The following is a 17,593-nucleotide window of genomic DNA, read 5'->3' on the forward strand; positions in this document are numbered from 1 at the left end:
CGGCGTTATCTCGACAGACCCCTGGAGCCGTCACCATGACCCAGCCGACACGACAGCTGCCTGCCGATATCGAGGCCGCGATGCGCCGCGAGGCGGCCGGGCTCGAGCGGCTGGATCGAGAGGTCTATCACCACTACGACCGCGACCCTCTGGCGCCGATCGTCGGTTTGGGGCCCAGAGAAGCCAAGCTGGCCATCTTCGGCCGCGATCCCGGCAGGAAAGAGGTCGAGATGGGGCAGCCGTTCGTCGGCGCCGGCGGGCAGAAGGTTCGCGATGCGCTCTATCGACATCGTCACGGACGAGCGTTGCCGGATTTCGAATCCTCGCTGGAGGTAGGGGAGGATCTGTTCTGGATCAATACCGTCCCCTACAAGCCGCTGGGCAACAAGGCCTGGCCAATGGCGGTGAAGCGGCGCTTCCAGCCGCTGATAGCGGCACTGCTGGCGCAGCAGTGGTCCGGCGATCAGGTGATCACGCTCGGACGGGAAGCCTTCCTGTGGTTCGGTATCGGCCAGTCGCGCGAGGTGCGCGATGGGCTGGAGGCTTTCTGGGCCCGCGAGGATCGTTTTACCGCGACCTGTGTCACGGCGCTGACGCTACCGACCGGCGGAACCCGCCACTTCACCCTCGCACCGCTTCCGCACCCCTCGCCGCTCAACCAGCGCTGGTTCAAGCGCTTTCCCGAGCTGCTGGACCGGCGGCTGTCGGCGCTCGGGGCCTGACCGGCTTGGCTAGTCCGGGCGGGCCGCCATACGCCCACTCCCCAGGAACATGATCGCCAGGGCGCCGAACAGGAACATGCCCTGCAGCTCCAGCGTCCATCCCCCCTGGCTATTGAGCGTCCACAGTTGCGACATGTGGACCAGTATCAGTGCCACGATCATGTTGACCGCCATCAGCAACCCGCCAATCCGCGCTTGCCAGCCGACGATCGCCATCAGCGGGGCGACGATCTCGCCGACCAGAACGCCGTAGGCGACGAAGGAGGGGAGGCCCATGCCCGATAGCTGATGGGCAATCCCGTTGAGACTGGTCGGATCCATCAGCTTGCTGATGCCATGCAGCAGTATCAGGACGCCAACGCACAGGCGCAGCAGAAGCTTGCCCAGATCATCGTTTTGCAGGAAGCGCATAGGGAGTTCCGTATTGTCCAAGGTTCCAGTGCCTTATTGGCGCGCATAGGCTAACAGAACTTGCGCTGGATTCGTGGCGCGGGGATATTGGTATCTTTTTGTAAGCGATGGACTACGTTGGCGATGGCGATTCTGACAATGTCCTCTGTCGTCGAAAACGGTGATACTTGTGCCGATTCTTCGGTGAGGGGGGAGCATCGGCCCGCCGGGCCGGGGTTTTTTCTGGCGCTGGCCCGAGCGAAGTGCTCGTAGAAGGGTCCTACCCAAACACAACAACGAGTCGTAAATGCGGAGCCAGTTCTTCTCCCTTTGGCGGAAATGCACCGAAGCGCCCGATTCCCTCCCGGCGGAGCGTCGGAGAAGTTTCGAGATCATGGCCGAGATCTATCTGCTGGCACTCTGTGCGCAGTCGATGATCGCGCCTGTGCTGTTTCTCGTCGGCCGCCCGGTCCTCGGTTGGCTCAATCTGGCCTGTCTTGCCGGTTACGTGGTGGCACTGGTGCTGCATCGTCGTCTGTTCGTGGCGACCGCGCTGGCGGTCAAGCTGGGCGCGTTTCTCGTTTTCGTCATTGTCGGTGCCGTCGTCACCGCCAACCAGGCCAGTCTGATCTACTTTCTCCTGTTTGCCGAAGTCGAAATGATGCTTGCCGACCTTCGTCGTCGCACCAAGATCATCGCGACCGGCTGCCTCGTCACGTTTTCTCTTGGTGTCCTCCATCTGCCCCCGTTGCCTGGCGCACCCCGTCAGGCTTCCGGCATCGACATGTTTCTTGCCGAACTGGGTCTGGGGCTGGTCTTCACCATGCTATGCATCGTGATTCTGCGCATGCTGGCGATCACCGACTACCACGAGCATCGCTATCGGCGTGACGCCATGCATGACTCGCTGACGCGGGTGCTCAATCGGCGTGCGATCTTCGAACGGGCTTCCCTCTACTGGAAGACCCATCGCGAGTTTGCCTTGGTGCTGGTGGATGCCGACCGCTTCAAGGAGATCAACGATAACCATGGACACTCTGCCGGCGACGCCGTTCTGCGCCATTTGGCCACCCTGCTGCGGGAGACGCTGCGCAGTGACGACAGCGTCGGGCGGGTCGGCGGGGAGGAGTTCCTGATCCTGTTGCCCGGTGCCGGCAAGCGCCAGGGCATCGAAGCCGCCACGCGCATGCGCAATCGACTGGCGCGCAATCCCTGCCGACTCGACAGTATCGAGCTGCCGGTCACGCTATCGATGGGAATCGCCACTGCCGACGAGGCCCTGCATCTGCGGGAACTGATCGAACTGGCCGATCGGCGACTCTATGCCGCCAAGTCCGCCGGGCGAGATCAAGTGGTGGCCGAGGGGCATGCCGGCGCCGCGACGTCGCGAAACTCGCAGCGCCTCGCCCAGGGGGTCGAGCGGGCGCTGGAGACGGACCGCGTCTGAAGGGAATCGCCGCCGCAGCGCCGGAGGGAAGCGCTTCGTTACAACCTCGAGCCGGTGTGCGGTCAGTGGGGCAGTGGCAGGCGTGACAGCCCGCGCTGGACGAGCGTCGTCACGCTGGTCGCCACCGGCGTGCACAGGACCCAGGGCAGAGCGAGCAGCGCGATGCTGAGCGCGCCCATGTAGACATCGCTGAACCAGTGCGCGCCGACCATGATCCTGGGTGCGCTCAGCAGCATCACGAAGGCCACGCTCCAGCCGGCCGTGCGGCGATCGGCAAAGCGCAGCATGAATCCGGCGAAGATCATCAACATCAGCCCATGGTCGCCGGGGAAACTGTTCGATGCCGAATCCTTGGTGGGGATCGAGACGATATCCGTCAGGTGGGCGGCATGTTCGAAGAAGCGTGTCGGGCTGGGATGCCCGTAGGTGATCGCCTTGTTGGTGACCACCGCAATGATGCCGGCGGTCAGCAGCATCGTCACGCCGATGCCGAACCAGTGACGCACCCGGTCGGGTCGCGGATCGCGGCGCATGGCGATGGCAAACAGTACGCCCATGACGCCGAACGACGCGGCATCGAAGAAGCGCGTGTTGAGCAGCGCCAGCGTATCGTTCCAGAGTCCGTTCTCGGGAGTGATCCACTGGTTGAAAGCCCAGAAGATTTTGTCGTCCAGGTCGGTCCAGGGTAGCCCGTGGGGTAGTGCCCAACTCAGCAGCAGCACGAGGCCGGTCAGGTTGAAGGCGATGATGCGTTTGAGATCTATCCGCGTCGGTGTCATGACCAACTCCTTGTTAGTGGCTCGGGTGAAGGCGCCGATAGAGGGTGTCGAATGCCGCTGCCATGCCGCTGATCAGCCGCACGATCCAGGCGTTGCAAAGTACCCAGGGCAGGACCACCAGGGCGATCGCCAGCGATCCCAGGTAGACATCGCTTACCCAGTGCGCGCCGACCATGATTCGCGGCAGCGTGACCAGGCCCGTCAGGGTGACGGCCAGCGCTGCCGTCAGCCGGTCGGCGAAGCGCAGCATGAAGCTGGCGAAGACCATCGCCATCAGCCCGTGATCGCTCGGGAAGCTGTCGGATGCCGAATCCTTGGCGTGGAGCGAGGTGTAATCGCTCAGGAGGTTGACCTGGCCGTGCCACAACGTCGGGCTGGGGCGCACCATCAGCAGGTGCTCGTGCAATAGCGCACCGAGCGTCGCGGCAACGGCGGACATGACCAGGCCAATGGCCAGCCACTTCGGCCACCCGCCGTTGCGGTCGCGAAGCATGGCCAAGCACAGAATCCCCAGCAACACGCCGAACAGGATCTTGTCGAACGCGCGGGTGTTGAGAACCGCCAGGAGTTCCGTCCAGTGGGGGTAGACGGGGCCTATGAACTGGTTGAAGAAGAAAAACACGTCGTCGTCCAGCCGGGTCCAGAACAGTACGGTCGGGAGCCACCAACTGATGACCAGCACGAGGGCGAGCAGGTTGTAGAAGAGGATTCGGCGAATATCCATGACGAAGGCTCGGTGTGACTTTCCGCCATTATAATTTAAGCCATACATAAGGAACAGTGTTTCTAAACTGGTCTCGACTCGCCGCCGCTCTTTCCATCGGCCTGAACGAAAAGACGCCGGCCCCTGGGTAGGGCCGGCGCCTGACTCGCGCGAGGTAGAACGTGCCTAGCCGTCGAGTTCGGCGATCTTGTTGCGCTGCTCGACCAGGTGCTGGCGCGCCGCCAGATACTCCTTGAGCTTGCCGCGCTCCTTCTCGACCACTGCCTCGGGTGCCTTGGCGGTGAAGCTCTCGTTGCCGAGCTTCTTCTCGATACCGACGATCAGCTTGTCCTGCTTGTCGATCTCCTTGGCCAGCCGCTGCATTTCGGCCTCCTTGTCGATCAGGTCGGCCATCGGTACCAGCACTTCCATGTCGCCCACCAATTGGGTGGCGGACAGGGGCGCCTCGGCCGGATCGTCGAGCCAGGTCACGCTCTCCAGCTTGGCCAGCTTGGCCAGGAACAGCCGGTTGGCCTCGAGACGCGCGCGGTCGCCGGCATCGCCCTTGATCAGCAGCACCTCCAGCGGCTTGCCGGGGGCGATGTTCATCTCGGCGCGGATGTTGCGCACCGCGACGATCACGCCCTTGAGCCATTCGATATCGCGAATGGACTGCTCGTCGATGCGCGAGGGGTCCGCTTCCGGCCACGGCTGGATCATCAGGCTCGTCGACTCCGTGGCGGATGCCGTGCCCGCGAGGGGCGCCACGCGCTGCCAGATCTCCTCGCTGATGAACGGCATCATCGGATGCGCCAGGCGCAGAATCACCTCGAGCACGCGAACCAGGGTGCGGCGGGTGCCGCGCTTGGCCTCCGCCGAGGCGTTCTCGTCCCACAGTACCGGCTTGGAGAGCTCCAGGTACCAGTCGCAGTACTCGTTCCAGACGAAGTCGTAGAGCGCCTGGGAGGCATGGTCGAAACGATACTCCTCCAGCGCTCTGGTGACCTGCGCTTCGGTCTGCTGCAGACGGGAGATGATCCAGCGATCCGCCAGCGACAGCGCCACGCTCTCGCCGCCGAGGCCGACATCCTGGTCCTCGGCGTTCATCAGTACGTAACGGGAGGCGTTCCACAGCTTGTTGCAGAAGTTGCGGTAGCCGTCGAGGCGGCCCATGTCGAACTTGATGTCGCGACCGGTGGTGGCCAGCGACAGGAAGGTGTAGCGCAGGGCATCGGTGCCGTGGGCCTCGATGCCCTCCGGGAATTCGGCTCGGGTGGCCTTCTCGATGGCGCGAGCCTTCTGCGGCTGCATCATGTTGCCGGTGCGCTTGGCCACCAGTGTCTCGAGGTCGATGCCGTCGATCAGATCGATGGGATCGAGCACGTTGCCCTTGGACTTGGACATCTTCTGGCCCTGGCTGTCGCGCACCAGGCCGTGGACATAGACGGTCTTGAACGGCACCTGGCCGGTAAAGTGGCCGGTCAGCATGATCATCCGGGCGACCCAGAAGAAGATGATGTCGAAGCCGGTCACCAGCACGCTGGTGGAGTGGAAGGTCTCGAGCTCCGGCGTCTTCTCGGGCCAGCCCAGGGTGCCGAAGGTCCACAGCCCGGAACTGAACCAGGTGTCGAGCACATCGTCGTCCTGGGTCAGGGTCACCCCGTCGGCGATGGCGTACTTCTCGCGGGCCTCCTGCTCGGTGCGGGCGACGAAGATATTGCCCTCGGCGTCGTACCAGGCGGGAATGCGGTGGCCCCACCACAGCTGGCGGGAGATGCACCAGTCCTGCAGGTCGCGCATCCAGGCGAAGTACATGTTCTCGTAGTTCTTGGGCACGAACTCGATGTCGCCGTTCTCCACCGCTTCGATGGCCGGCTTGGCCAGCTTCTCGACGGCGACGAACCACTGGTCCGTCAGCAGCGGCTCGATCACATCGCCGGAACGGTCGCCGTAGGGCAGGGTGTTGGTGACCGTCTCGATCTGCTCGAGCAGCCCGGCGGCTTCCATGTCGGCGACGATGCGCTCTCGTGCGACGTAGCGATCCAGCCCCGCGTAGGCGGCAGGCAGCGTGACGTCGACGTCCGGCAGCGGACGTCCTTGCAGGTCGAACGCCTCGGCGCGTTCGAGAATGGTCGCGTCCTGCGAGAAGACGTTGATCAGCGCGTGATCGTGGCGCTTGCCGACCTCGTAGTCGTTGAAGTCGTGGGCCGGGGTGATCTTGACGCAGCCCGAACCCTTCTCCATGTCCGCGTGCTCGTCGGCGATCACCGGGATGCGGCGGCCGACCAGCGGCAGTTCGATGAACTTGCCGATCAGCGACGCATAGCGCGGATCTTCCGGATTGACCGCCACGCCGGTGTCACCCAGCAGCGTCTCCGGACGGGTGGTGGCGACGACCAGGTAGTCCCTGCCGTCGGCGGTGGTGACGCCGTCGGCCAGCGGATAGCGGAAGTGCCAGAACTGGCCCTGCTGCTCGCGGTTCTCCACCTCCAGATCGGAGATGGCGGTATGCAGGGTCGGGTCCCAGTTGACCAGGCGCTTGCCGCGATAGATCAGGCCCTCGTCGAACAGCTTGACGAAGACCTCCTGCACCGCCTTGTAGAAGCCGTCGTCCATGGTGAAGCGTTCGCGGCTCCAGTCGACGCTCGCGCCCATGCGGCGCAACTGGCGGGTGATATGGCCGCCGGACTCTTCCTTCCATTCCCAGATCTTGTCGATGAACGCCTCGCGCCCCAGGTCGTGACGCGACTGACCGGTCTCCGCGGCCAGCTTGCGCTCCACCAGCATCTGGGTGGCGATGCCGGCGTGATCCGTTCCCACCTGCCACAGGGTGTTGTTGCCGCGCATGCGCTTCCAGCGCACCAGCGTGTCCATGATCGTGTCCTGGAAGGCGTGGCCCATGTGCAGGCTGCCGGTCACGTTGGGCGGCGGGATCATGATCGAGAACGGCTCGCCCTGACCGCTCGGGGCGAAACGGTTGTTGGTTTCCCAGCTCTCGTACCAGCGGGTTTCGATCTGATCGGGTTGGTAGGTCTTGTCCATGGCGGCTATATCGGGCTCGGCAATCGGTGTCGATGGCAGTCGCCGCGCCTCGGCTCCCGGGCCGGGATTGCAGGATCCCGGAGCTGGATCGAGGCGTGGCGTCGCGAAAATGGCGGGGATTATAACGCTTGAGCAAGGGTGGCGTCAGGGAGCCGCTTTATTTAGCAACAAAACTCAATCTCCCTGCTCTCGGGACGATAAAGCCGCTTCGTCATACGACTTTAGTCGTATGTGATGGCTGGATAGATGACAGGGAGCATTCGATAGTACATGAACCAGGCAACGGAATATCAGGCTGCAGCGGGCGGCATCGAACGAGAGGCGGGCAGGAGTGACGTCGCACCGCCGGCCGATGGCACGACGCGAAGGGGCGTGTCGCTGCGCCGGCAGCGATGGATCGGCATCGCCGTACTATGGCTGATCCTGATCGCGATGCTGGTCACCAATGCGTTGCAGATGCGTAGTGCGCTGATCGAGGAGCGCGAGAAGCGCATGATGACCGCAGTGGAGATGTCGGTGTCATTGATGGCGCATTACCGGCAGCGCGTCGAACGCGGCGAGATCAGTGACGCCGAGGCACAGGCGCAGGCGTTCGACGCCATTCGGGAGATCCGATTCGAGGGCGGTGACAACTACATCTACGTCTTCGGTGACGATCTGCATATCCGTGCCCATCCCAAGCGTGAGCAGGGCCAGGACGTGTCCAAGGCGACGGACCCCACCGGCAAGCTGATCTTCGTCGATATGATCCAGGCGGCGCGGGCCAGCGGTCAGGGCTTCGTCGACTATCGCTCCAACTTCGCCCGTGGCGCGTCGGCGCAGCCACGCGTTCACTCGTTCGTGGAAGCCTTCAAACCCTGGGGCGTCTACGCGGCCAGTGGTGTCTTCATGGGCGACGTCGACGCTCATGTCATGGCGCAACTGCTGCGTTCGGCACTCGTCAGCCTCGTTGCCGGCGCTCTGGTGACGATCGCTTTCTGGTTCATGATCGCTCGGGTGCTGCGCCGTCTCGGTGGCGAGCCGGCCTACACCGCCGGCGTGGTGGAGCGTATCGCCGGAGGCGATCTGGGTGTCGATATCGCGTTGGATCGTCGGTACGCGCACAGCCTGCTGGGAGATATCCAGCGCATGCGGGATCGCCTGCGAGCGGCCGTGGGGAATATCCAGGCGTCGAGTCTGGACGTTGGCCAGGGCGCCGAGGAGATCGCGGCCGGCAATCAGGAGCTGGCATCGCGCACCGAGGAGCAGGCCGCGGCGCTCCAGCAGACCTCGACCAGCATGGAGGAGATGACCGCGACGACCCGTCACAGCGCTGATAACGCCAAGCGTGCCCGTGCGCTGGTAGAGCTGACCGGAGAGACCTCGCAGACCGGCCAGCGGGCGATTCTCGGCGCGGTGGAGTCGATGCAGGAGATCCGCCAAGGCGCCAGTCAGATCACCGAGATCATCGGCCTGATCGACAACATCGCATTCCAGACCAACATCCTGGCACTGAATGCGTCGGTCGAGGCGGCTCGTGCCGGTGAGCATGGACGCGGTTTCGCGGTGGTGGCCGGTGAGGTGAGGCAGCTGGCCAACCGCTCGGCGACGGCCGCGCAGGATATCAAGCGGTTGATCGAGACCTCCAGCGCGCAGGTGGCCACCGGCGCGACGCGAGTCAACGATGCCAAGGCGCAGATGCAGGAAATCGACGGCCAGATCCGCGAGATCGACACGCTGTTCGACCAGATCGCCAATGCGGCACTGGAGCAGACCGGTGGTATCGAGCAGATCAACGACGCCGTATCCCAGCTAGACCAGACCACTCAGCAGAACGCCGCGCTGGTCGAGCAGACCTCGAGCATGGCGGATGCCCTGCGGGAGCGATCGGTAGCACTGCGCGAGGCGATTCGGATCTTCAAGCTGTAGATCACATCCTCTTCGTGAGGCCGGCGCCAGGCTGGGGCTCACTGCCCCAGCTTGTGCGCCTTGACCCGGTACCCCCGATCCTTGTAGGTCTTCCAGCAGGCGCGCTTGGTGCGCAGCACGTCCTGATGCTGGTTGATGATCTCGGCGACGCGCTCCAGCCGCGAGAACCACTCGGGGATCTCGTCGTTCAGATTGAGCATCGCCTGCACGCCCGGTTCCGGCACGGTTTCCCAGCCGATGGTGACCGGTGGGGCAGGGTCCATCTCATCTCCCGCGACCCGGTGCGGGACATAGCTATCCTCGCGGAACGTCCACAACAGCTCGTCGAGCTCGCGAGCCATGGCTTCGTTCTGGGTGTGGATGTGCAACTGGTAACCCTTGCGATAGATCGTCTCCGCCAGTCGACAGGCGAAGGTCAGCCGGGCTTCCAGCGTGGTATCTGGCAGGATGTAGAAATCGACCTTGGTCATAAATCGCCTTCGGGGAGCTGTAAGCGGTAAGAGCGGCGCTTCGCGCCTGGAAGCGGGAAGAAAGACAATCTGAGCTACGAGCTACGAGCTACGAGCTACGAGCTACGAGCTACGAGCTACGAGCTACGAGCTACGAGCCCAGGTTGCAAGTTACCAATGTTACCTGAATCGGCGCCGAGCGAGATGAGTGGCTAGGCGCGCGGCGCGTGAGGAACGAGACATAACAGGGGGTTGGGCGAGGCCCGCACGCGGCGTGCAACAAAGCCAATCGCTCGCGCAGGCCCGACCTCTCCTAGACGCCGCCGTCGACGTCGACCAGCGCCCCGGTCGTGAACCCGGCCTCGGCCAGCCACAGCACCGCGTTGGCAATCTCTTCCGGCTCGCCGATCCGGCCCATCGGGATCACCTCACCGGCGACATCGGGCTTGTCCGGGTTGCCGCCGCTGGCGTGAATGGTGGTGCGGATCACCCCGGGGCGCACGGTATTGACGCGGATGCCCTCGCCGGCGACCTCCTTGGCCAGGCCTTCGGTCATGGTGTCGATGGCGCCCTTGGAGGCGGCGTAGTCGACGTACTCGCCGGCACCGCCGAGGTGCGAGGCGGCGGAGCCGACGTTGATGATCGCACCACCGTTGCCGCCGTGGCGGGTGGACATGCGCTTGATCGCCTCGCGGGCACAGACGAAGGGCCCGACCACGTTGATCTTCATCATCCGGTCGACACGCTCGAAGCTCATCTCGTCGACGCGGCTGATCTGGTCGACCACGCCGGCGTTGTTGATCAGTACGTCGACCCGGCCCAGCTCACGATCGACCGTCTCGAACATGGCGACGATGGCGGCTTCGTCGACCACGTCGGCCTGAACTGCGATGGCGCGGCCGCCATCGGATTCGATCTCGGCGACCACCTTGTCGGCGGAAGCCTTGTCGCTGCGATAGTTCACGGCCACGGCGTAGCCTTTCTGGGCGGCCATGATCGCGGTAGCGGCGCCAATGCCGCGGCCGGCACCGGTGATGATCATCACGGGTTTCATTGCATCATCCTTTTCATCAATGGGCGTCGAGGCTCTCCAGACGAAGCGACCGCCGGAGGGCGGTCGTTTCGGGACCGGCGAGCGATCCAGTGCTTACAGCAGCTTAGGACGAAATCTGGCCACTCGCATCAGGCCAATTGCATCAGCCAGCCGCGGGTGTCCTCGCTGCGACCGTACTGGATGTCGAGCAGGCGCTTGCGCAGTTTCGCGCTGACCGGCTCCCCATCGGTGGCCGGCGTCACGATCCGGTCTTCCTCGGTCAGCAACTGGCCGATCTGGGTGATCACGGCGGCGGTGCCGCAGGCGAACACCTCGACGATGTCGCCACTGGCGACGCCTTCACGCCACTCGTCGATGCTGATCGGGCGCTCCTCCGGCGTGAGACCTTCGTCGCGGGCCAGTTCCAGGATCGAGTCGCGGGTGACGCCTTCGAGGATGGTGCCGGTCAGCGCGGGCGTGACCAGACGGCCATCGCGGTAGACGAAGAACAGGTTCATGCCACCCAGCTCCTCGATCCACTTGTTCTCCGCTGCGTCGAGGAACGCGACCTGGTCGCAGCCATGGGATTCGGCCTCGGCCTGGGCCAGCAGGGAAGCCGCGTAGTTGCCGCCGCACTTGGCGGCGCCGGTACCGCCGGGCGCGGCGCGGTTGTAGTGCTGGGAGAGCCAGATCGAGACCGGTTTGCCGCCGCCCTTGAAATAGGACGCGGCGGGCGAGGCGATCAGGTAGTAGTCGACCTCGGCGGCCGGCTTCACGCCGAGCGACTTGCCGTTGCCGATCATGAACGGACGCAGGTAGAGGCTGCACTCCTCGGTGTCGTTCCGCGGGGTCGGCACCCAGTCGGCATCCTGGGCGACCAGCGTCCTGAGCGATCCGAGGAACGTCTCGTCGTCGAGTTCCGGCAGGGCCAGGCGGCGGGCGGAAGCGCGGAAGCGCGCCGCGTTCTTCTCCGGGCGGAAGGTCCAGACCGAGCCGTCGGCATGGCGGTAGGCCTTGATGCCCTCGAAGATCTCCTGGCCGTAGTGCAGCACCGGTGAGGCCGGGTCGATCAGCAGCGGTCCGTAGGGGCGAATCTCGCCACGCTGCCAACCGTCCGACTTGGTCCAGCGTACGTGTACCATATGATCGGTGAAGTAGCGGCCGAAGCCCGGGTTGGCAAGAATCTCGTTGCGCAGCGTGGCATCGAGAGGGTTGGAAGAAAGGCGGGCTTCGAAACCTGAAGTGGACACTGCGACTTCTCCTGACAGTCCATGATGCCTGACCACGCGAGCGGGGCGGCAGGCGGTCGACGACCTCGGTTGAAAACTGCCCGGAATCCCAGGCAGCGGACCACCCAAATTAGCACGCAAAGCGTTGGTGTGGGTAGTGGCGGATAGCGGCTTATTCCCGCAGCCCTTCCAGGCCTGGCGCCGTGAGGGACGGCTCGAATTCGACGATCTCGTACTCGGCAAGATCGTGGATTTTGAACGGATCCTCGGCCAGGCATGCCTCGAGCGTGGCACGATCCCCGCGAGCGAGCAGAACGCCGCCGGTACGTGGCACCTTGCGTCCCGATGCCAGCAGTATCTCGCGTTGATAGGCGCTTTTCAGCCAGGCGATGTGGCCTTCGAGATGCGCCTCGACCTGGTCGATCGACACCTTGTAGGAGAGCGAAACGATGAACACGTCGGATTTTCCTTGTTGAGAGGGGAGTGACGGTGATGCTTTGAACGGCGAACCGGGCGTGAGTAGCCCGGTTCGTGATTCGGCATTACGCCTCCTGCGTTACCACCCGCTCGCTCTCGCGATCCAGCAGGTAGCGGGTCAGCAGACCCACGGGCCTGCCGGTGGCGCCTTTCTGCTTGCCGCTGTCCCAGGCGGTGCCTGCGATGTCGAGGTGCGCCCACGGGTAGCTGTCGGCGAAACGTGACAGGAAGCAGGCTGCGGTGATGCTGCCAGCCGGACGCCCGCCGATATTGGCGAGGTCGGCGAAGTTGGACTCGAGCTGCTGCTGGTAGTCGTCCCACAGCGGCATGTGCCAGGCCCGATCCCAGGAAGCTTCGCCGGCTTCGAGCAGGTCCAGCGCGAGATCGTCATCGTTGGAGAACAGGCCACTGGCGTGATCGCCCAGGGCAATGACGCAGGCACCGGTGAGCGTGGCGATATCGACGACGCTGGCCGGCGTGAAACGCTCGGCATAGGTCAGGGCGTCACACAGCACCAGCCGGCCTTCGGCGTCGGTATTGAGAATCTCGACGGTCAGCCCCTTGAGCGTGGTGACGATATCGCCTGGCTTGATTGCGCGGCCATCCGGCATGTTCTCGGCGCTGGCGACGATCGCCACCACGTTGAGCTTCGGCTTCAGCGCGATCACGCTCTTCATGGCGCCGAACACGCTGGCGGCGCCGCACATGTCGAACTTCATCTCGTCCATGCCGGCGCCGGGCTTCAGCGAGATGCCGCCGGTATCGAAGGTGATGCCCTTGCCGACCAGAACGTGGGGCGACTCCTCGGGATCCTCGGCGCCCTGATACTTCATCACGATCAGCTTCGAGGGTTCCGCGCTGCCGCGGCCGACCGCCAGCAGCGAGTGGGCGCCCAGTGCTTCCAGTTCGGCCTCGTCGAGAATCTCCACCGTCAGCGAACCGGCGGATTCCCCCGCCAACGTCTCGGCCTGGCTGGCGAGATAGCTCGGGGTGCAGATATTGCCGGGCAGGTTGCCCAGCGTGCGAGCGAGGTTGACGCCATCGCCCAGGGCCGCGCCGACGCGGGCGCCAGCCTTGGCACCATCGGCCTGATTGGCCTCCGAGACCAGCAGTTCGATCGTGGCCAACTGCGGCAGGGTCGGCTGGGTGGATTTGCACTCGGTGAAGCGGTAGACGGCGCGAGTGGCGGCTTCCAGCGTCATCTGCGCGTTCCAGGCGGTATCGCGATCCTCGACCTCTGCGTCGGCGAAGGCCACCGCGGCGCTATCCACCGGCAGTTTGGCGAGCGCGGTGAAGGCGCCATCCAGCGCCTTGCGCAAGGCGCCTTCATTGAAGGCGTCGCGCTTGCCCAGTCCGACCAGCAGCAGTCGCTCGGCGGCCAGACCCGGCGCGAACGGAATCAGCTGGACATTGGCCAGCTCCGGGGTGAAATCGCCGCGCTCGATGAGCTGTGCGATCAAGCGCTCGCTGGCGTCATCCAGCTTGGCCGCGGCAGACAGCAGTTCGCCATCCTGAAACAGCGGCACCACGAGGCAGGCTGTCTCGACCTTGGCCGGATTGACGGTCAGTACGGAAAATTCCATGTCGTCTCCAATGAACGATTGCGCTGGCTTCACGTCACATGCCTGTCGGCAACGAGACAAGCGAGCGGTGATTCAGGATAATGGCGCCGGGTGAAGGTGCGCGGCAGTGACAGCAAGTCGGGAACGCTATCGCGAACGTTCTCGAGCAGCCGAACCCATCGCCGCCGATGAATGGCCCATCGATGGGCCAGTTTACGCAAAGCCGAAGCGCGTTGCACAAGACGTATCGGTGATTCGTATTCTCGGGACGTGGTGGCGGGCAGCGACCGTTTTCCCGGCAGCAAGTCCGATGGCCTGGGTCGTCCAGTCCGAGCGCAGGATCGAGCTGCGGCAGGAAGCCAAATCAGGAGTCGAAGTTGATTGTATCCCGTTATTTGACACGCGAGATTCTGCTGACCATGTCGGCGGTGGCCGGCGTGCTGTTGCTGGTGATCATGGGCAGTCGCTTCATTCGCTATTTCACCGACGCGGCCCAGGGCGAACTGCCGCTCAGCGCGCTGGGCACGCTGATGCTGTTCCATATGCCCAGCTTCCTCGAGCTGGTGCTACCGCTGTCGTTCTTCCTCGCGATTCTGCTCGCCTACGGCCAGCTCTATCTGAACAGCGAGATCACCGTGCTGGTCGCCTGCGGCATCAGTCCCAATCGGCTGTTGCAGGTCACCCTGCTGCCGGCGGCGCTGATCGCGGTGCTGGTCGGGCTTTGCAGCCTGTGGCTGACACCGGCGGGCGCCGCACACAACGAGCGCCTGATCGACGAGCAGCAGAGTCAGCTCGATTTCTCGCTGCTGACGCCGGGTCGGTTCCAGGATTTCGGCAATGACCGTACCGCCTACACCCAGTCTCTCAACGATGACCGGTCACGCATGCAGAATGTCTTCATCAGCGAGCGCCAGACCGGCGGTAACGGTTCGCCGCAGCAGGTGGTGACGCGGGCCGAGGGTGGCTACCAGACCACCGATCCGGATACCGGCAGCCGCTACCTGGTACTCGAGAATGGCCAGCGCTACAGCGTCGAGCCCGGCAGCCCGGTCGCGGAAAGACTGAAATTCGGCAGCTACGGCGTTCGTCTGGCGACCGACGATACCGGCGAGGTCGATGTCGACAGCGAGCTGATGAGCACGCCGGAGCTGATCGCCGACGGCGACGACGAGTCCATGGCGCAACTGCAGTGGCGTATCTCCATGCCGCTGATGATTCCCATCCTGACCCTGCTGGCGCTGCCGCTGTCGCGGGTCAACCCGCGCCAGGGGCGCTTCGCCAAGCTGCTGCCGGCGATCTTCCTGCACATCAGCTACCTCAGCCTGCTGCTGGCGGCGCAGGACGCGATCGCGCGGGGCAGCTTGCCACCCAGTATCGGCATGTGGCCGATCCACCTGGTCTACCTGACGCTGGGCGTTTTCCTGATCCGTCGTGACCAGGCACGGGGGGGCCGCTGATGTTGATCGATCGTCTCGACCGTTATATCGCCCGCAATGTGCTCGGCGCGATGCTGGTGGTTCAGGTCATGGTGCTGGGTCTGGACCTGGTGATCTCCTACATCAATGACCTGGGGGACGTCTCGGGTGGTTACACCGCGCTGGATGTGCTGATCTACCTGGTCATGCGGCTGCCCTGGCGTTTCTACGAATACGCCCCCGTTGCGGTGCTGATCGGCGCGCTGGTCGGTCTCGGTGGCATGGCATCCAACAACGAGCTGACGGTGATGCGTGCCTCGGGCCGTTCACTGGGGCGAATCCTGCTGGGCGTGCTCAAGCCGCTGGTGCTGGTGATCCTGCTGACCATGGCGATAGGCGAGTTCGTCAGCCCGGCGACGGAACAGCACGCCGAGGCTTGGCGACTGGAGCAGTCCGAAGGCTCGGAGGCCGTGCTGTCGCATCGCGGTGGCTGGCAGCGGGAGGGGGATGACTTCTATCGCTTCGGCACCATTCGCGCCGACGATACTCTGATCAACTTCACCCGGTACCACTTCGATGGCCAACGCCTGGTCGATGCGACCCAGGCAGCGCGAGCGGTATGGGATGGCAACGCCTGGACGCTGGAGGATGTCAGGATCACCCATTTCGAAGATGGCGCGACGCGTGCCGAGACACTGCCCAGCGAGAGCTGGGACACGGCGCTGACGCCGGCGCAGTTGAACCGCCTGCTGCGTCCCCTGGACAGCCAGCCCATTACCAGCCTCTGGCGCTATGCCGACTATCTGCGAGCGCAGGGGCAGGAGGCGACGCAGCCACTGCTCTACTTCTGGCAGAAGAGCCTGCTGCCGGTGACGCTGGCCGGCCTGGTACTGCTGGCGGCCTCGTTCGTATTTGGTCCGCTGCGCAGCGTGGCCGCGGGGACGCGTATCTTCTACGGCGTGATCGTCGGCCTGACCTTCAAGTACCTGCAGGACCTGCTGGCGCCGGCGTCGGTGCTGTTCGGCTTCTCGCCCTCGCTGGCGGTAGTGGTGCCGACGGCGGCCTGCTACCTGTTGGGCTTCTGGCTGCTGCGTCGTACCGGCTGAGTACCACTCCTCGCACGCCAGATCGAACGGTTTCCTACAAACATCGTTATCAGGATGGATCACAGGACGCCGCGACCCGAAAGGGCGCGGCGTTCTTGCGTTCGGGGGCTGTCGCCAGCGGCGGCGGGTTCAGGGGTACGGGGAGCGGGGGAGGGCGTGGTTGGCGAGCGTCGGCGGCTTCAGGTTGCGTTAAGTCAGCCTCGAGTAATGTCTGCGAGATGATTTCGATTACGGGTTGAAATTGCCTATGCGAATCATTTACATTTGCTATCACGTTACCAGTGAGGTTTGCCCGTGTACGTCTGTCTCTGTGTAGGGGTCACTGACCGCGATATCGAAAATGCCGTTGCTGACGGCGCCCGCAGCTGGCGTGAAGTTCGCGAGAGCACCGGTTGTGCCGGCCAGTGCGGCAAGTGCGCCTGCACCGGCAAGAGCGTGATGCGCGAGGCGATCAGCCAGGAAATGGCGATGGATCCAGATCTCGCCTACGCGGTCTGAGCACGATTGGCACCTCCTGTGGCTGCCGCTTCTGCTTGATTACCAACCGATTTCCCTCATTACGCCGTGCTGGCGATGGCTTCGCGATAGCGCGAGTCGTTATCAGCCGCGTTCCCATCTGCCAACGGCTTGCAGATGAGATATTGTCGTAACCTACTGTAATGGTTGTAATTTCTGGATCGTATGGGTGATACTGCCGTCACTGGATCGATGCCGCCCGGCCGGGTGGCGTGGATTCGACGGGAGTGCGTAGCCAGAACGTGCCTCCCCATCGCCAGAGACACCATGAGGAGAACACGACAATGAAAGGCGACGCCAAGGTCATCACTTATCTCAACACCGTGCTCGGCAACGAGCTGGTCGCGATCAACCAGTACTTCCTGCACAGCAAGATGTATAAGGACTGGGGACTCAGCGTGCTGGCCAAGTGGGAGTACGAAGAGTCCATCGAAGAGATGCAGCATGCCGACAAGCTGATCGAGCGCATCCTGTTCCTGGAAGGCATCCCCAACCTGCAGGACCTGGGCAAGCTCAACATCGGCGAGAACTGCCAGGAGATGCTCGAGAGCGACCTCAAGATCGAGCACAAGGCGCGCGCCGACCTGCAGGAAGCGATTCCCTACTGCGAATCCGTGCGTGACTACGTCAGCCGCGATCTGTTCATCAAGATTCTCGACGACGAAGAAGAGCACATCGACAAGCTCGAGGCGGAACTGGGCCTGATCGACAAGGTCGGCATCCAGAACTACCTGCAGAAGCACATGTTCACGACGGACAAGGAGTGAAGCGCCGCGCCTGACCAGGCGCACGCTTCAACGAGAAGGCCCCGATGT

General features: G+C 63.9%; 16 protein-coding genes. 7 read left to right on the forward strand and 9 right to left on the reverse strand.

Annotation, left to right across the window (positions count from 1 at the left end):
* The first annotated feature begins 35 nt into the window (after window positions 1-35).
* The gene (locus tag DOM56_RS07935; protein WP_110708276.1) at window positions 36-722 is read left to right on the forward strand and encodes a uracil-DNA glycosylase family protein; all 687 of its coding nucleotides are present in this window, start codon (window positions 36-38) and stop codon (window positions 720-722) included.
* A gap of 9 nt (window positions 723-731) precedes the next feature.
* On the opposite strand, the gene DOM56_RS07940 is transcribed toward DOM56_RS07935, so the two are convergent.
* On the reverse strand, window positions 732-1,133 hold the full coding sequence (locus DOM56_RS07940) for a DoxX family protein (RefSeq protein ID WP_110598549.1): 402 nt from the start codon (window positions 1,131-1,133) through the stop codon (window positions 732-734).
* A gap of 373 nt (window positions 1,134-1,506) precedes the next feature.
* On the opposite strand from DOM56_RS07940, the gene DOM56_RS07945 reads away from it, so the two are divergent.
* Complete coding sequence (locus DOM56_RS07945) at window positions 1,507-2,559, forward strand: GGDEF domain-containing protein (RefSeq protein WP_157958183.1); 1,053 nt, start codon at window positions 1,507-1,509, stop codon at window positions 2,557-2,559.
* A gap of 62 nt (window positions 2,560-2,621) precedes the next feature.
* Here DOM56_RS07945 and DOM56_RS07950 read toward each other — a convergent pair whose 3' ends face one another.
* The 3 genes from DOM56_RS07950 to DOM56_RS07960 form a co-directional block, all read right to left on the reverse strand.
* On the reverse strand, window positions 2,622-3,338 hold the full coding sequence (locus tag DOM56_RS07950; protein WP_232822226.1) for a phosphatase PAP2 family protein: 717 nt from the start codon (window positions 3,336-3,338) through the stop codon (window positions 2,622-2,624).
* A gap of 13 nt (window positions 3,339-3,351) precedes the next feature.
* Window positions 3,352-4,062: a phosphatase PAP2 family protein gene (locus tag DOM56_RS07955; protein WP_157958184.1), complete on the reverse strand. Its 711-nt coding sequence runs from the start codon at window positions 4,060-4,062 to the stop codon at window positions 3,352-3,354.
* 165 nt (window positions 4,063-4,227) lie between these two features.
* Window positions 4,228-7,083: a valine--tRNA ligase gene (locus DOM56_RS07960; RefSeq protein WP_110708278.1), complete on the reverse strand. Its 2,856-nt coding sequence runs from the start codon at window positions 7,081-7,083 to the stop codon at window positions 4,228-4,230.
* A gap of 270 nt (window positions 7,084-7,353) precedes the next feature.
* Here DOM56_RS07960 and DOM56_RS07965 point away from each other — a divergent pair, with 270 nt between their 5' ends.
* Window positions 7,354-8,991, forward strand: coding sequence for a methyl-accepting chemotaxis protein (locus DOM56_RS07965; RefSeq protein WP_110598545.1), 1,638 nt, complete (start codon window positions 7,354-7,356; stop codon window positions 8,989-8,991).
* Between the two features lie 38 nt (window positions 8,992-9,029).
* Here DOM56_RS07965 and DOM56_RS07970 read toward each other — a convergent pair whose 3' ends face one another.
* From DOM56_RS07970 to DOM56_RS07990, 5 genes are all read right to left on the reverse strand, one after another.
* Window positions 9,030-9,461, reverse strand: a complete 432-nt coding sequence (locus tag DOM56_RS07970; RefSeq protein WP_110708279.1) for a DNA polymerase III subunit chi — start codon at window positions 9,459-9,461, stop codon at window positions 9,030-9,032.
* Window positions 9,462-9,753: 292 nt separating this feature from the next.
* Window positions 9,754-10,494 carry an SDR family oxidoreductase gene (locus DOM56_RS07975; RefSeq protein ID WP_110708280.1) on the reverse strand — a complete coding sequence of 247 codons (741 nt, stop codon included), beginning with the start codon at window positions 10,492-10,494 and terminating at the stop codon, window positions 9,754-9,756.
* 128 nt (window positions 10,495-10,622) lie between these two features.
* On the reverse strand, window positions 10,623-11,723 hold the full coding sequence (locus tag DOM56_RS07980; RefSeq protein WP_110598542.1) for a branched-chain amino acid aminotransferase: 1,101 nt from the start codon (window positions 11,721-11,723) through the stop codon (window positions 10,623-10,625).
* A gap of 151 nt (window positions 11,724-11,874) precedes the next feature.
* Complete coding sequence (locus tag DOM56_RS07985) at window positions 11,875-12,159, reverse strand: YciI family protein (protein WP_110708281.1); 285 nt, start codon at window positions 12,157-12,159, stop codon at window positions 11,875-11,877.
* An 85-nt stretch (window positions 12,160-12,244) separates the two neighbouring features.
* The gene (locus tag DOM56_RS07990; RefSeq protein WP_110708282.1) at window positions 12,245-13,762 is read right to left on the reverse strand and encodes a leucyl aminopeptidase; all 1,518 of its coding nucleotides are present in this window, start codon (window positions 13,760-13,762) and stop codon (window positions 12,245-12,247) included.
* A gap of 356 nt (window positions 13,763-14,118) precedes the next feature.
* On the opposite strand from DOM56_RS07990, the gene lptF reads away from it, so the two are divergent.
* From lptF to bfr, 4 genes are all read left to right on the forward strand, one after another.
* On the forward strand, window positions 14,119-15,198 hold the full coding sequence (lptF, locus tag DOM56_RS07995; protein ID WP_110708283.1) for an LPS export ABC transporter permease LptF: 1,080 nt from the start codon (window positions 14,119-14,121) through the stop codon (window positions 15,196-15,198).
* Entirely contained in the window at window positions 15,198-16,262 is a 1,065-nt protein-coding gene (gene lptG / locus DOM56_RS08000) for an LPS export ABC transporter permease LptG (RefSeq protein WP_110708284.1), read from the forward strand. The genes lptF and lptG overlap by 1 nt, the downstream gene beginning before the upstream one ends.
* Before the next feature lie 294 nt (window positions 16,263-16,556).
* The gene (locus tag DOM56_RS08005) at window positions 16,557-16,760 is read left to right on the forward strand and encodes a (2Fe-2S)-binding protein (RefSeq protein WP_110598537.1); all 204 of its coding nucleotides are present in this window, start codon (window positions 16,557-16,559) and stop codon (window positions 16,758-16,760) included.
* 302 nt (window positions 16,761-17,062) lie between these two features.
* On the forward strand, window positions 17,063-17,545 hold the full coding sequence (bfr, locus tag DOM56_RS08010; protein WP_110598536.1) for a bacterioferritin: 483 nt from the start codon (window positions 17,063-17,065) through the stop codon (window positions 17,543-17,545).
* Window positions 17,546-17,593 lie beyond the last annotated feature (48 nt).

The sequence above is a fragment of the Salinicola sp. CR57 genome (assembly GCF_003206585.1).
GTDB lineage: Bacteria > Pseudomonadota > Gammaproteobacteria > Pseudomonadales > Halomonadaceae > Salinicola > Salinicola lusitanus.